This window comes from Photobacterium sp. BZF1 (genome assembly GCF_014349205.1).
In the GTDB taxonomy this organism is placed as follows: domain Bacteria; phylum Pseudomonadota; class Gammaproteobacteria; order Enterobacterales; family Vibrionaceae; genus Photobacterium.
The window spans coordinates 1-13,856 of the sequence record NZ_JACSOF010000169.1 but is presented as its reverse complement, the minus strand read 5'-3'; the positions used below and the strand labels follow the sequence as shown (position 1 = coordinate 13,856).

14 protein-coding genes are annotated in these 13,856 nt (G+C 46.7%); 9 read left to right on the top strand and 5 right to left on the bottom strand.

The window, feature by feature from the left end; translation table 11 throughout:
- Positions 1-125: 125 nt before the first annotated feature.
- Positions 126-881: a hypothetical protein gene (locus tag BIZ37_RS26070; protein WP_187463998.1), complete on the bottom strand. Its 756-nt coding sequence runs from the start codon at positions 879-881 to the stop codon at positions 126-128.
- Positions 882-1,268: 387 nt separating this feature from the next.
- Here BIZ37_RS26070 and BIZ37_RS26065 point away from each other — a divergent pair, with 387 nt between their 5' ends.
- The 4 genes from BIZ37_RS26065 (at position 1,269) to BIZ37_RS26050 (ending at position 3,893) form a co-directional block, all read left to right on the top strand.
- Complete coding sequence (locus tag BIZ37_RS26065) at positions 1,269-2,123, top strand: LysR family transcriptional regulator (protein ID WP_187463997.1); 855 nt, start codon at positions 1,269-1,271, stop codon at positions 2,121-2,123.
- A 319-nt stretch (positions 2,124-2,442) separates the two neighbouring features.
- The gene (locus BIZ37_RS30570; RefSeq protein WP_255526906.1) at positions 2,443-2,694 is read left to right on the top strand and encodes a hypothetical protein; all 252 of its coding nucleotides are present in this window, start codon (positions 2,443-2,445) and stop codon (positions 2,692-2,694) included.
- A 168-nt stretch (positions 2,695-2,862) separates the two neighbouring features.
- On the top strand, positions 2,863-3,504 hold the full coding sequence (locus tag BIZ37_RS26055; protein WP_187463996.1) for a Crp/Fnr family transcriptional regulator: 642 nt from the start codon (positions 2,863-2,865) through the stop codon (positions 3,502-3,504).
- A 62-nt stretch (positions 3,505-3,566) separates the two neighbouring features.
- On the top strand, positions 3,567-3,893 hold the full coding sequence (locus BIZ37_RS26050; protein WP_187463995.1) for a glucose PTS transporter subunit EIIB: 327 nt from the start codon (positions 3,567-3,569) through the stop codon (positions 3,891-3,893).
- A 48-nt stretch (positions 3,894-3,941) separates the two neighbouring features.
- On the opposite strand, the gene BIZ37_RS26045 is transcribed toward BIZ37_RS26050, so the two are convergent.
- Together BIZ37_RS26045 and BIZ37_RS26040 are read right to left on the bottom strand one after the other, a co-directional pair.
- Complete coding sequence (locus BIZ37_RS26045; protein WP_187463994.1) at positions 3,942-5,399, bottom strand: DUF1254 domain-containing protein; 1,458 nt, start codon at positions 5,397-5,399, stop codon at positions 3,942-3,944.
- A gap of 159 nt (positions 5,400-5,558) precedes the next feature.
- Positions 5,559-6,410, bottom strand: a complete 852-nt coding sequence (locus BIZ37_RS26040; protein WP_187463993.1) for a LysR family transcriptional regulator — start codon at positions 6,408-6,410, stop codon at positions 5,559-5,561.
- A gap of 181 nt (positions 6,411-6,591) precedes the next feature.
- Between BIZ37_RS26040 and BIZ37_RS26035 the strand changes: the two genes are divergently transcribed.
- On the top strand, positions 6,592-7,749 hold the full coding sequence (locus BIZ37_RS26035; RefSeq protein ID WP_187463992.1) for a PLP-dependent aspartate aminotransferase family protein: 1,158 nt from the start codon (positions 6,592-6,594) through the stop codon (positions 7,747-7,749).
- An 84-nt stretch (positions 7,750-7,833) separates the two neighbouring features.
- Here the strand turns inward: BIZ37_RS26035 and BIZ37_RS26030 are convergent, their stop codons facing one another.
- Both BIZ37_RS26030 and BIZ37_RS26025 read right to left on the bottom strand, forming a co-directional pair.
- Positions 7,834-8,466, bottom strand: coding sequence for a response regulator (locus tag BIZ37_RS26030; protein ID WP_187463991.1), 633 nt, complete (start codon positions 8,464-8,466; stop codon positions 7,834-7,836).
- A complete protein-coding gene (locus tag BIZ37_RS26025) occupies positions 8,463-9,236 on the bottom strand; it encodes a HAMP domain-containing sensor histidine kinase (protein WP_187463990.1) in 774 nt (257 codons plus the stop codon). The genes BIZ37_RS26030 and BIZ37_RS26025 overlap by 4 nt, the downstream gene beginning before the upstream one ends.
- 1,031 nt (positions 9,237-10,267) lie before the next feature.
- On the opposite strand from BIZ37_RS26025, the gene pstS reads away from it, so the two are divergent.
- The 4 genes from pstS to BIZ37_RS26005 form a co-directional block, all read left to right on the top strand.
- Positions 10,268-11,314: a phosphate ABC transporter substrate-binding protein PstS gene (gene pstS / locus BIZ37_RS26020; RefSeq protein WP_187463989.1), complete on the top strand. Its 1,047-nt coding sequence runs from the start codon at positions 10,268-10,270 to the stop codon at positions 11,312-11,314.
- Positions 11,315-11,371: 57 nt separating this feature from the next.
- Positions 11,372-12,301, top strand: a complete 930-nt coding sequence (gene pstC / locus BIZ37_RS26015) for a phosphate ABC transporter permease subunit PstC (RefSeq protein WP_187463988.1) — start codon at positions 11,372-11,374, stop codon at positions 12,299-12,301.
- Positions 12,298-13,128: a phosphate ABC transporter permease PstA gene (gene pstA, locus BIZ37_RS26010; RefSeq protein WP_187463987.1), complete on the top strand. Its 831-nt coding sequence runs from the start codon at positions 12,298-12,300 to the stop codon at positions 13,126-13,128. Before pstC ends, pstA begins: the two co-directional genes overlap by 4 nt.
- A 20-nt stretch (positions 13,129-13,148) precedes the next feature.
- The coding region (locus tag BIZ37_RS26005) for a phosphate ABC transporter ATP-binding protein (RefSeq protein WP_255526907.1) at positions 13,149-13,856 on the top strand (708 nt) is incomplete at its 3' end.

The following is a 13,856-nucleotide window of genomic DNA, read 5'->3' as shown; positions in this document are numbered from 1 at the left end:
AATAGCCAATAGCCAATAGCCAATAGCCAATAGCCAATAGCCAATAGCCAATAGCCAATAGCCAATAGCCAATAGCCAATAGCCAATAGCCAAAACGCCACCCTTGGGCAGCGTTTGAATATTGATTAGATTTGGTAGTTGAACTCTATCCGGTGATCACCGTCTTTGAAGTCAGTGTATTCTGTCCAGTTGGCAAAGTAGCGTACGTTGAAGCGTGGATTGAACTGGTAAGAGGCTGCAAACTCATGGGCGAGAATATTTGAGTTACCTTCACCGTATGCATTGTCTTTGTAGGTATCTGAACCGGATAAAGTGGTCATCCACATCGGGTTGTAGTTAAGCCAGATTTTATCGTTGATGGTGAACTTACCGTAGGTACCGACAACAGCAAAGGTACCCGGTACTGAGTAGCCACTTGTCTCAGTAAAGACACTGTTGTTGCCAAATGCCGCGCCTGCACCAGCAAGCGGGAATAGCTGGACAGGGCCTAGTGCAGGAAGAGCCTGGATAAAGCTGTAGGAAATGTTACCGGATTCGGTGTTGAAGTCGTAGGTGACATCAAGTTGGTTACCGCGGCCGTTGGTTAAATCAACACCGAAATTACGGAAACGGATGCTATCGATGCTGTCATTGGCATCGCTATCCCAGCCAAGGGTGTCGCCCAATGCGCCTTTGAACTCGAGTACATTCATCCCAGCAGTGGTAGGGTTGCCGGTGTCATAGGTTTGACCAAGTTTAATGTTCAAACCTTTGTCGGTATAGCCTGCGCCAACTTGGGTAAATACCGCAAGTGGGTCAGACATATCTTGAATCTCGTCATCGGAATGTGCAGTAAAGCTGACTGCAGAAAGCACAGCTGCAGAAATAAGTATTTTATTCATAATATTTTCTAAATAGGTACAACAATGAAGTGAAATTAAAATACCATTAAGAGAAAAAAAGAGGTGCACTGTTAGTGCAGGCTATTAAATTGGTTTGTAATTATGTGTGTTTTTTAAAAATATAAATTAAGAAAATATTTATTTAAATTATTATGACTGTTTAGCGTTGACTTGAATGAATGTTTTATTCTTGAAGTTTATGTAATAAAAGTTTGCGGTGCACTCACAGTGCATCGACGGTAGTGGTTTTAAATTATGATGAAAGGAATACTTGAAACTTAATGGCCGGTTACTTTAAGGCACTAATTTTAAGTTCCATTATTGAATGATCTAGCTGTTGTTAGGTACTAGGTTTTATTAGGTAAGAGATATTGTTAGGTAAGAGATATGATTGATTTGAATCTTGTGCGGGTGTTTGTAGCAGTTTACCGTAACTCTTCCTATACCCTTGCAGCGCGCGAGCTGAATTTATCTCAACCTGCTGTCAGCCAGGCAATACGCCGCTTTGAAAGTAGCCTCAATGCATTGCTGTTTGTGAACGAGGGCCGCCGGCCTTCGCCAACCCCATATGCCACACGGCTAATCAGGCACCTTGGCTTAGCTGTTGATTCAATTGATGGAGTATTGGCACAACAGCGTGACGTTTGTGCTTATGTCAACGAAGCCTATTTTCATTTGTTCAGCGATATTGAGTATCTGATAATGCGGCAGCAGCCTCGGGCTCAAAAGCAGATGCTTGAAGACCTTCAAGCAAACAAAATAGAATTACTGTTAGATACCGTTGCTCACCTTGATAGAAATTTTATTGTTGAAGAACTTATGTCGCAGCCATTAGTTGTAGTATGCCGCCAAGCCCACCCAAGGGTATGCGAAAATACTCTGACAAAGGAACTGTTCTACAGTGAGGAGCATGTTGTTTTACAGCTTTGTTCCGAAAAGCGCCAAATCTTGGAATCGTTCGCCAAAGAGCCAGTTGGAACATTTAAAGACAAACTCGAAGTAAGCAGTGTTGCCAGTCTCTTAATGAGTGTTTCACGCAGTAATTGCTTGGGTATTGTGAATGCTGCCGTTGCCAATGAATGGGCGGATATACTTCGCCTGCAGGTTTTGCCTTTACCTATTGCCACCGAGTCTGTTCCATTGCAGATGATTTACCATCAACGTTATGCTCTGGATCCCCATCATCAAATGATTCGAAATGAGATACGTCAGCGGATCAGTCATAGCGTTCAGCCGCTTTAATTACTAATTATCAGATAATGAAAATTAGTACCTGAAAACTTCTATTTAAGAATCAACACCATGCAACTTACAAATAAACGCCTTATTGTTCCTGTGATTATCTCAGGAGCACTGTCTTTAACATGCGCAAAGGGGGTAAATGCTGATGAAAAACACCATGAAGACCCGACGAGAATTGTGACAAAGCTTGGGGTTGGTTACTCGGATGTTGCTTCGGTCTCAGGTTCATTAGGGTTGGATTGTATTCCCAACGGCTGGCTATAGTTATAACGATGGTGAACTGACTCAGCTTGCTGATGATAGCAGTGATGAATACGTCATGATGCGCAGTACTAACCATGCCGGATATATCGGTATGTTCGGTGTACGCCCTTTTGAAGGGACGAAGTGGAGCATGATTGGTTTGATGGGGGTAGGCGCTGGCTCTGGCGGCTACTCCAGCTATTGGGGCGGTGCTGGATTGAGCTACAAGTTGAACGATAAGGCTTCATTCAACATGTTCGGTATTTTGTCTGAAGATGACTTTGGTACCAATAATAAACTAGGTGGCTCTTTCTCATATCAATTCTAATGATTAGTTATTGAATACCGGCTGATGAGATTTAATTACTTGTAGGTACGTAATTGCATAAGGTGTACTTATAGTTCGTATAATCTGGGTGTTATATATCTACGTCATTCTAATGATTAAAATTTTCTCGGAATTTTAATCTTGCTCCAAGTATTGGCGAACGACATCATGAATATCATTGAAATATTGAAAAGTAAATATGGTATCGATGATGAGTTAGCAACACACCTTCTCGAAATGGGAACGGTTAAGAAATTGAAAAAAGGAGATTTTCTTTATTATCAGGATGAGCGAGCTAACTTTATCACCATACCAATTTCTGGAACTTTAAGTTTTTCTCCTACTTGTGAGGACAGCGGAAGTATACAGTACAACTTGATTACCCCTGGTATCATCGTTAATGAGGTTTCTTTCCTTGTCGGCGGGGGGATCTTGACGGAAGTTAAGGCTGTCATTGATTGTTGCGTTATTCAATTGCCTTATACTGCTGCAGAACTACTGATGGAGAAATCCCCAAGCTTCTTAAGAATGCTATCAATTTCTCTAGCTAAGAAGCAGCGAGCTACGTTGGCTCTTTTCAACCTAAGGGGAGAAAAAGATGCCAAAGGTAAAATCAAAAAAGCGTTGTATGTGATCAGTGAAGCGACACCTGATGGGGTAATTCCTGTCAACATTATCACTTTAGCGTCCCTACTTTGCATTTCAAGAAATACAGTGGGGCGAGAGATAAAGCGGTTTATTGATCATGGAGAGATTATCAAAACGCATGAAGGCTACCGGTTTGTAAATAGCATTCAGAAAGTAGCGTAGGCTATTTATTTGACCTCAAATATAACCCAGCAAATGCTGGGTTTTTTCGGATTAAACAAAACATGAAAAATGCATATATTTTAAAAGCGAAAACAAAGCTAAAGCAGTTATTGAAATCTTTGACCTCCATTAACCCTAATACTGAACATGAAGTTGATGAAGTCATTCAAGCTATAGGCGGTTTGGAGAACATTTGTGAAACGGGCGCTTGTGCGACACGACTAAGGTTGCGATTACAGTCGACGTCTGTAGTTGATAAAGAAAGATTAACGAGCCTTGGGGCGCATGGGGTAGTGGTTTTGGATAACGAACATATTCAAATTATTTTTGGCTTGAAGGCAAATATGTATTCACAGATTATTGAGTCGCGTTTGTTTGAATATAAATGAAAAAACCTGCCAGTCGGCAGGTTTTTTATTGGTGAGGAGAGGGGAAGATTACTTCTCTACCTTGTACATTTCAGGTAGGACGAACTCACCTTTTACTACTTCATCTTTTGGCTCATACATGCGGATTTGAAGCATGAAGTCATCGTTTGGTGCTGGTAGCCAGTTTGCTAGGTGTTTCTCGTCAGTTGGCTTGTCGTGGCCGATGAAAACAGTCAGAGAGCCATCTTCGTTGTAAATTAGGTCTTCTGTCATTGTGCCAACCTTGTAGCGGTCGATTTCGTTTTCAACCATGAAGCGGTCTTGCGCATCGTACATGGTTACCGTCCAGAAGCCGCCCAAGTGGCTGTTAATTGCCATGTCTGCTGGGAAGGTGATGGTGTAACCATGCTCTCCTGATAGCATATTACCATCGCTGTCAACGTAGCGTTTCGGGTACATGGCACGCTCTGGCGAGTTAAGGCCAATCGAGTTCATGTTTACAGCAGCACGTAGTAGGTAATCGGTGCCGTAACGGCCAGCATCGAATTCCCAGTTCCAGCCATTTACCGGTACGCCGGTATGTACAGCGGCATCACGTACAATGGCAAAGCCATCGGCAAAGGCAGCTTTCAGTGCGGCTCTACGTGCTTCGCTTAGGTTTTCAGTACCACCGTTACCGACACCGATGTAGGCGAACGTATCAACCAGCTCTTGGTCTTTCTCAAGCGGGTTTTCTGCCAGCACTTTATCTAGGCGGTCAAACCACTCAAGGCCAGCTGGGAAGTTAACCGTTGGCGCACCTGCAGATTCTTTGGGCTCTGGCTGTGGTACCGTGTTCGGGTAGTCAGAAAGCTTGGTTAGACGGAACTGCTTCTGAACTTCGCGCGCAGCCGCTTCATCAGCAAGGTTTTCTACCCCAAGGCGACCTGCCATCCAGATATAACGAGTGTAAGAGTAGTACACGGGCAGGCCTTCAGGTAGTTCACCTTCATAACCTTTTTTCGCCAGAACGAAGTCGCCGCCATCGTTGCCAACCGTTGCGTTGCTAAGGTCAACTACCGCTTCTGTGTACATATCGATGATTTGCGCCATCCAGTAACGGTTGTCGGTAACTTCTGGCACTGTCAGTACAATTGGTTGCTCTTCAAGGTCGCCCCACATCTGTAGGTATAGCGTATCGTTGTTTGGTGTCGTGTAAGAGCGGTCACGGTAGTCCCACAGGCGTGTGATTGGACCTAGTTCGTTCAATGGTGCTTGGCCATTGTTGACTGGCGCATCTACAGATGTTTGTAGCTCAAGCGCAACATCCATCATTACCGGTGCCCAGCCGTAAACGGCAGCCTGTACACCAAGAGCATAGGCATAGTTGTATTCAGCTTGTTCACGGTCTGTAAAGCTATTGGCAGCTTGTTGTTCTGGCGTAGATGTTTGTGACTCAGCCATCGTCGCTTGGGAACAGCCACTTAGGGTAAAGCTTGCAGCCAAAGCAATAGCAACCGTCTTTTTCATTAATTTGTTCATTGTCATTCCAACACCTGTGTAGGTACATGAAGAAATAGCGTTTTGTGTTGGCTGTATTACACCGTTAAATAGCGTGGTGAACCATGAGGTGGGGGTTATATGACGCATCAGCACAGCTTATGCATTGATGGTTAATGCATAAGCTGAACCAAGAAGGAAGATAAGCTACTTTTTGTGCAGAAGTGTTTTGATTTGATGCTTTATGTTGTCACGTAATGCGATATGGTTGGGATCTTTGATCGCCCTTCGGTGATAAATCATATGGATCGGCACATCGTGACAATCAATCGGCATAGGGAGCACTTTCAAGCCAAGACGAGATGCCCATTTGTCGGCAAATGAACTGAAGACCAACCCTAAGTGATAGGTGTCAGCGACCGATAATGCCATCGCTGCCTGGTTTGATACATCCTTGCGCTCAATGCGTGGTATTAATGGCTCTTTGGCAAAGAGCTCGAGGAATTGACGACCTTCCCGGGTTGCTTTGTAAATGATATGCCCTTCTTGGTAAAACTGCTCCTTGGTAAGGGTACCTCCGGTAATTCTTGGGTGGTCCGCCCGGCAAATGACATTAATAGGCTCACGATGGATTAGCTCAACTTCAAAGGCACTGTCTTTACGTGTGGTGGTATCAATGACCAAGTCCACCTGTTGTGAGCGGAGTTGGTCAAAAAGGGTGGTTTGATCCAAAGGAGGCACTTTGATTGAGATGCTGCTGACTTCTTCGAAGTAATGGGAAAGTGCTTCGATGCAATAGACGATATGCTCATCGGGAACAGAAAGCGCGTTGTCGATGATCTCCATACCATGTTGAAGTTTTTCAGCCAGCGCTACGGCCCGTCGGGTCGGGACAATACTCCTACCTTCTTTAACAAACAATGGCTCGCCCACTTGCTCCTCAAGTCGGCGGATCGCCATACTGACAGCCGGTTGGCTGACACCGAGACTCTCAGAGGCTCGGGTGTATGATTTATTCTGGTATACAGAAACAAAGGTACGTACCAGATTCAAATCCATATCTCATACTCTTGGTTCGTAAAAACAATCATATAGTAACATTAGAGCGGATATTGCAGAATGGTTTGGTCAATCACTACTGAAGTGCCAACTGGTAGCCTAAGATGGCGGTATTCAACAAAAAATCAGCAACGCCTTGCTACACTGACCACTTATACTTCCGGTGAGACAAGGAATTCTGATGAACAGCAAAAAGTTTGCAACTCAGGTTATCCATAGCGGTGATCAGACTGTCCAGCAAACCAACCCGATTTTCCCTCCAATTACGACCGCCAGTACGTTTGTTCAGCCCAATATTGGCGAGTTCGGCGACTTTAACTATTCGCGCTGCGATAACCCAACGCGAAGTGCTTATGAAAGTGCACTGGCCGAGCTAGAAGGCGGGGTTTATGCCACGGCAACGGCATCGGGTATGGCGGCGACGGCACTGGCGCTCGAACTTTTTCCTGCAGACTCCCATGCGATAGTGATGTCGAGCGTTTACGGCGGTACCCATCGTTTGTTCGAGACGCTACGCAGCCGTACTTCGGGTATGTCTTTTAGCTATGTCGATCTTAATGATCTGGCTGCTGTTGAAGCCTGTATCCAGCCCAATACGCAATTCATCTGGATTGAAACCCCAACTAATCCATTGCTTGAGCTGGTGGACATCGAAGCGGTTTGTCAATTGGCCAAGCAACGTGAGCTGGTTTCAATTGTCGACAACACCTTCTCAACAGCGTGGAACCAACAGCCACTCGCGTTAGGGGCAGACATCGTGATGCTTTCTACCAGTAAATATATCGGTGGACACTCGGATCTGATTGGCGGGGCGTTGATCGCTGCTGACAAGGCTCTGGCACAGCAACTGGATCGCTGTAAAACCACTGTCGGGGCGATTGCCTCACCGTTCGATTCCTACTTGGCGTTGCGGGGCTTGAAGACCTTGGATATCCGGATGGAAAGGCAATGCAGTAATGCCCTCAAGGTTGCTAAGTGGCTCGAGCAACAACCGACGATTGAGCAGGTTTACTACCCAGGCCTCGAAACTCACCCTCAGCACGCGTTATGCCAAAAGCAGATGCGCACAGGCGGTGCGGTGGTATCGATACGTTTGAAAGGCGATGAAGAGGCAGTGAAACAGTTTGTCGGCAAGCTGCAGTATTTCATGTTGGCGGAATCATTGGGTGGGGTAGAGAGCATGATTAACCATGCGGCTACGATGTCCCACGCAGGTGTCCCTGAAGCCGAGCGCGAAAAGATGGGCATTTATTATCAGACCCTCCGTTTGTCAGTCGGCATCGAGGATGCCGATGATTTGATCGCGGATCTCGAACAGGCGTTGAACAGCGAATCCTGATTATTGCCTTGAAGTGAAACTCAAAAAATACCCTTCCTCAGTTTGATCGGAAGGGTATTCTTCTCAAGCCTTTAGCCTCAAACCCTATCTCAACATACTGCTGTGTATTTCGCGACCTTTTGGTGTTAAGGCATAGACTCGGCCTTCACTCTTCTTCACTAATCCGCTGTTGACCAAGTGGCGTAGGTGGAAATTGAACTTGGTGTGATCTTCGATGCCGACCAAGCGGCACAGGTCCATAAATTTTAATTGTTGGTGCAGACTCAATTGTTGCATCACCGCGCGACGGATCGGGTTGGCTAGCGCTGAAAACACCTGATCATTGGTACGCTCTTCGATAGGCGATTTTGGTGATCGCTGGGTATGGACGCGTTTGAGAGTGACAGACAGGGCAGCAAGGTTGAAGGGCTTGGTCAGGAACTCGTCCGCCCCTTTCTTCATGGCATCGACAGCGACATCCACGGTGGCAAAAGCGGTGGTGATGATAATACCGATATGGGGCTGCTGGCGGCGAATGGTCGTCATGGCTTCGATACCTGTTAACCCACTCATCACTACATCGAACAGGGCCAGATCGAATTGTTGTTCATTGGCAAGTTCCAATGCACGTTCAGCACTTTCGCAGGCACTGACATCAAAGCCTTCGAGGGTTAATGCCTCTACCAACACTTCACGTAGATCGTCATCATCTTCGGCCAGTAGTAGTGATAGGTTCACAGTTGCTCCTTAGGTAGCTCTATTTCAACACACAGGCCATTACCGGTATTTTTCAATGATAATTGGCCCTGGTGTTGGCTGGTGATTTGTTTGCAGATGGAAAGGCCCAAGCCGGTGCCTTTGCCGGCTGGCTTGGTGGTGTAAAACGGTTTGGTGGCAGCGGCAAGGGTATCGTCACTCATACCAGGCCCGTTGTCCGTTACCCGGATCAAAACCTGATCGCCTAACTGGTTGGCACAGATGGTGATAATGCCATGCTCACCACAGGCATCAATAGCATTGTTCAGAAGGTTGATAAAAAGCTCCTGCAATTGGGTGTTATCCGCCTCTAGCGCGAGTTTATCAGGTACGTTAGTCGCCAAAGAATAGTCAGCCAATCGGTGAGACATCATGTCTAGCGTGTCATTAACCAAGCCAGCAAGATTGATGATGCTGTAAGTTGGGGTTCGCTGGTGGGCGTAATTGAGTACTTCGTGGCTAATATTAGCGGCTTTCTCCATGCCATTGCGGATCCGGTTGAGTTGTCGGTGAGCATTTTCATTCTCTGCTGACAGTTGGCGTTCCAACAAATCACAGCTGACAATGGCACTGCTAAGCGGCGTTTTTATTTCGTGGGCAATGGCAGAAGTCAGTTCACCGAGTTCTTTGAACTTATCATGTTGCAGTGATTGCTGAAGTTTGGCTTTTATCTGGCGGTGGCGCTCTAAATCAAAAACGACCAATGCCCGCCATAGGGTCACCGAAATACCGACTGCGCATAAAGTACGCACTATAGGAACCCAAATCCCGTAAGAGGTTAATAACAAACCGGCAGCAACGCCATAGGCAACCACGGCCCCGCCTGTTAATTGAAACCATAAACCTGAATTGGGTTGGGTATCATTAAGTTGTTGACCATAAATAAATAAACAGTATCCCGATAATAAACCAGCGCCAAATCCAAATATCCACCTAATTTGACTGGCGCTGTTATATAAGAATAAAGTCGTTGGTTGTGAATGATAGTTGTGAATTAAAAACAAAGAAAATATAACAAGAGTGCTAATAATGACTCTTTTTGCATATTGCCGATATTTCCATTGGATTACGTCTAGCATTTTCCAAGCAAATGCGCCGAGCGCAAGGAATGACACCCATAGCTTGATAACCTTAAAGGCCTCCAAACGTACGACTTTACTGAGTGCATTCTCATAGAGGATAAGATAAAGCTCGGACCACTCGTGCAGTCCATGGATGAAGCCAAATACTGCCAAAGTGGGGAGTGCTGTAGCTATATGCAGGCGGCTTAGCTTTAAGTTTCTGAATGTTATGGAAAAGCCAATGGCAAAGAAAGCCAGGCCATAGATAAGATAGATAATAAAAACAGATAAATTTTCCATCCGTTAATCTTAAGCGAGATAGAGGCCTCAAGCAATAATGCAAAAATTAGACGTTATGCTGCCTCATAAAATAGCATCTTCCGCTGGTTGTGAACTTTTCTTCACGGAATATTCTGGCAATGATAATTCTTTTCTATATTTTGCTTTATGAAAGCGAAAGTAATAAAAGTGAAATATTCCAAACCTAATCTCCACCCCACAAGTTTGAAGACCACAATCCTTAGAAAGTTGCGCTAGTAGGACTTTGAATGAACACCTTAGTTTTTATTTTGCCAGTTTTTAAAAGATGCTGTAAACAAAACTTGTTGAATGAACGACCTTGCAGGTGCTAGGGAATAATCCCTAGCCCTGCACTTAACTCGATAAGAGTTTATTACGAGCTAACTCATTCGTAACCTCACAATATAATCGGAGATAAGATTGTGAAACTAATCAAAACCGCTTTGGTTTCTTCTGCACTGATGGCTGCATCATTTGGTGCAGCGGCAAATGTTACTATCAATGGTGCAGGTGCAACGTTCCCACACCCAATCTATGCGAAGTGGGCAGAGGAATACCGTGCTGAAACCGGCGTGCAGATTAACTACCAGGCAATCGGTTCAGGCGGCGGTATCCGTCAAATCACGGCTAAAACTGTAGATTTCGGTGCAACGGACGCGCCGCTTACTATCGAACAGCTTAATGATGAAGCCATGCTTCAGTTCCCAATGGTAATGGGCGCAATCGTTCCTGTGATCAATGTACCGGGCATCGAAGCCGGTGAGCTTAAACTGACAGGTGAAGTGCTGGCTGATATTTACATGGGTAAAATCAAGCAGTGGAATGACGAGCGTATCGCTGAGCTAAACGAAGGGCTAGACCTGCCAAACCAAGCTATTTACGTCGTTCACCGTTCTGATGGCTCTGGTACAACCTTCAACTTCACCGATTACCTTTCTCTGGTTAGCAAAGAGTGGGCTGAGAACATCGGTGTCAACTCTGATGTCACATGGCCTCGCGAAGCGACGACCATCGGTGGTAATGGTAACGCTGGCGTTGCCAACTTCGTTGGTCGTACCCGAGGCGCAATTGGCTATGTTGAGTACGCGTTCGCCAAACAGAACAACATGGCTCACACCCAGATGGCAAGTGCGGAAGGCAACTTCATCCAGCCGACGATGGACACCTTCCAGGCTGCTGCAGCCAATGCAGACTGGGCCAATGCGCCTGGCTTCCGCCTTCTGCTGAACAACCAGCCAGGTGCTGAATCTTGGCCTATGACAGCAGCAACTTTCATCCTAATGCACAAAGAGCAGATGGATTCGGACAAGGCACAGGCCATTGTTGATTTCTTCCAGTGGAGCTACGAGAAAGGTGGCGACATGGCTGAAGAGTTGGACTATATCCCGATGCCTGAGTCTGTAGTGGAAATGGTAAACAGCGAATGGTCGCAAGGCTTTACGTCTAACGGCGCAGCTTTCATCGAATAATTTTCTTCCACTTATAATTTCCGCTGTCCATCTCGGTGGGCAGCGGCTGTATTGATTATGTTATTGACTATCGCTAAGCCAAAACTGGACGGAGATTCAATCTTCAATCGAATCAGCCTGTTCAGTGCGGCATTGATCTTTATTACCTTGGTTGGCATCGTCCTTTCTTTGATCGACGGTGGCTGGAAGGCTTTTTCTGAATTCGGTCCGGGGTTCGTATTCCGTAACGTTTGGGACCCGGTAAACAGTGATTTTGGTGCGGCTTCTGCCGTTTATGGCACCTTGGTCACATCACTTATTGCCATCGTCATAGCGATCCCTGTCGCTATCGGTACGGCTATTTTCCTTGCCGAACTTGCGCCTCGATGGATTGCATTACCCGTTAGCAAGGCAATCGAATTGCTCGCTGCGGTTCCGAGTATTATCTACGGTATGTGGGGCCTATTTGTGTTCGCGCCATGGTTTTCGGAAGGCTTCCAAATGTGGGCCGCGATGCACCTTGTCGGGTTGCCGTTGATTGGCTCTTGGTTTGATGGACCGCCGATTGGCATCGGTTTGCTAACCGCCGGCATTATCTTGTCGTTCATGATTTTACCGATTGTCACAGCGCTAACCCGCGATGCCCTGCAATCCATCCCGAATGTTCTGCGCGAAGCCGCCTATGGTGTCGGGGCGACACCATATGAAGTGATAACCCGTGTATTACTGCCAAAAATCAAGAGTGCTGTGGTTAGTGCCGGTATTTTGGGCTTGGGGCGCGCTCTGGGTGAAACCATGGCGGTCGCCTTCGTGATCGGCGGTGCCAACCGGATCGAAACGTCTTTGTTTATGCCGGCAAGTTCGATCTCGTCGACCATTGCCCAGCAATTCAATGAAGCAACTAACCCAATGCATATTTCGTCACTGATTGGTCTGGGTCTGGTGCTGTTTGCAATCACTGTAGTGGTGATGGGCACTGCGCGATACCTGACGAGGGCTTCGAAATGAGAAAGCTGAAAAACCTGCTGTTCAAACTTTTCTGTATTGCGTCTTCGATGCTGGGGATCGTGGTCCTGGCCAGTATCCTCTATACGCTGGTGTCTAAGGGTATCTCGGGGATGAACCTAGCGGTATTTACCGAATTGACGCCTGGGCCGGGTAGCCAGGGCGGCTTGAAAAATGCCATTTACGGCAGTTTGATGTTGACCGCCTTGGGTATTTTGATTGCAGCGCCACTGGGTGTTTTGGCCGGGACTTGGCTGTCGGAAGCCGAGAAAGGTAACAAATTGGCTGAAACCCTACGATTCTTGAACGGCATGTTGGTCAGTGCGCCTTCGATTCTTGTGGGCCTGTTTGTCTACGGCTTGATTGTGGTGCCAATGGGGTCTTATTCAGGCTGGGCAGGTGCAGTTGCTCTGGCCATTCTTGCTCTACCTGTGATTGTGTCCTCAACCGAAGAAATGCTGCGTCTGGTTCCGCCAACGCTCAAAGAAGCGGGCAGTGGTTTGGGTGTGCCGAAGTGGCGTGTGATCACCCAGCTCGGTTACCGTGCGGCGGGCCCGGGTATCGTGACAGCAATTCTATTGTCTATTGCCCGTATTTCAGGTGAAACAGCGCCGCTGCTGTTTACCGCACTAAACAGTAACTTTATGACGACAGATCTTGGCAAGCCAATGGCTAACCTACCTGTCACCATTTATCAGTATGCGATGAGTCCATTTGCTTCGTGGCAAGATCTCGCGTGGTCAGGTGCCCTGCTCATCACCGGTTTCATTTTATTGGTCAACATTACAGCGACCGCATTACCAAAATTGATTAAAGCGAGAAAAGCATGACAGCGACAGCGATTAACACTATGACAGCACCTGTTGGTAACACGGTTACCAGTGCGGATGTAGCGCTGGAACACCGAATGGATGTGCGTGACCTTAGCTTCTATTACAACGCTTCTGATGAGGCTGCCCTGAAAGGCGTCAATCTGCCGATTTTCAATAATCGGGTAACGGCACTGATTGGCCCGTCAGGTTGCGGTAAATCAACCCTGCTTCGAACCATGAACCGTATTTACGACCTATACGGCTCACAGCGTGCGGAAGGGGAAATCTTGCTCGATGGCGAAGATATCCTGGGTAATGTGGATCTTAACGAGTTACGTTCAAAAGTCGGCATGGTATTCCAAAAACCAACGCCATTCCCAATGTCCATTTATGACAATATGAAGTTCGGCCTTAAGATGAAAGGCGGCCTTAGCAAAGAGGAAATGGATACCCGTATCGAGAAAGCCCTTCGTCGGGCCCATCTGTGGGAAGAAGTTAAAGACAAGATGCATGCTGATGCAAGTGGCTTGTCAGGTGGCCAGCAGCAGCGCTTGTGTATTGCTCGTACCATCGCACTGCAGCCGGAAGTGATCCTGATGGACGAACCGACTTCGGCCTTGGATCCGATTGCGACGGCAGCGATTGAGGAGCTGATCACCGAGCTTCGCGAGAAATACACCATTGTAATTGTGACCCACAACATGCAGCAGGCGATGCGTATCTCTGATTACACCGGATTTATGTAC

Excerpts from the sequence above, each read along its gene's own strand:
- BIZ37_RS26070 (WP_187463998.1), bottom strand. The coding sequence starts at position 881 with ATGAATAAAATACTTATTTCTGCAGCTGTGCTTTCTGCAGTCAGCTTT.
- BIZ37_RS26065 (WP_187463997.1), top strand. The coding sequence starts at position 1,269 with ATGATTGATTTGAATCTTGTGCGGGTGTTTGTAGCAGTTTACCGTAAC.
- BIZ37_RS30570 (WP_255526906.1), top strand. The coding sequence starts at position 2,443 with ATGATGCGCAGTACTAACCATGCCGGATATATCGGTATGTTCGGTGTA.
- BIZ37_RS26055 (WP_187463996.1), top strand. The coding sequence starts at position 2,863 with ATGAATATCATTGAAATATTGAAAAGTAAATATGGTATCGATGATGAG.
- BIZ37_RS26050 (WP_187463995.1), top strand. The coding sequence starts at position 3,567 with ATGAAAAATGCATATATTTTAAAAGCGAAAACAAAGCTAAAGCAGTTA.
- BIZ37_RS26045 (WP_187463994.1), bottom strand. The coding sequence starts at position 5,399 with ATGACAATGAACAAATTAATGAAAAAGACGGTTGCTATTGCTTTGGCT.
- BIZ37_RS26040 (WP_187463993.1), bottom strand. The coding sequence starts at position 6,410 with ATGGATTTGAATCTGGTACGTACCTTTGTTTCTGTATACCAGAATAAA.
- BIZ37_RS26035 (WP_187463992.1), top strand. The coding sequence starts at position 6,592 with ATGAACAGCAAAAAGTTTGCAACTCAGGTTATCCATAGCGGTGATCAG.
- pstC (WP_187463988.1), top strand. The coding sequence starts at position 11,372 with ATGTTATTGACTATCGCTAAGCCAAAACTGGACGGAGATTCAATCTTC.
- pstA (WP_187463987.1), top strand. The coding sequence starts at position 12,298 with ATGAGAAAGCTGAAAAACCTGCTGTTCAAACTTTTCTGTATTGCGTCT.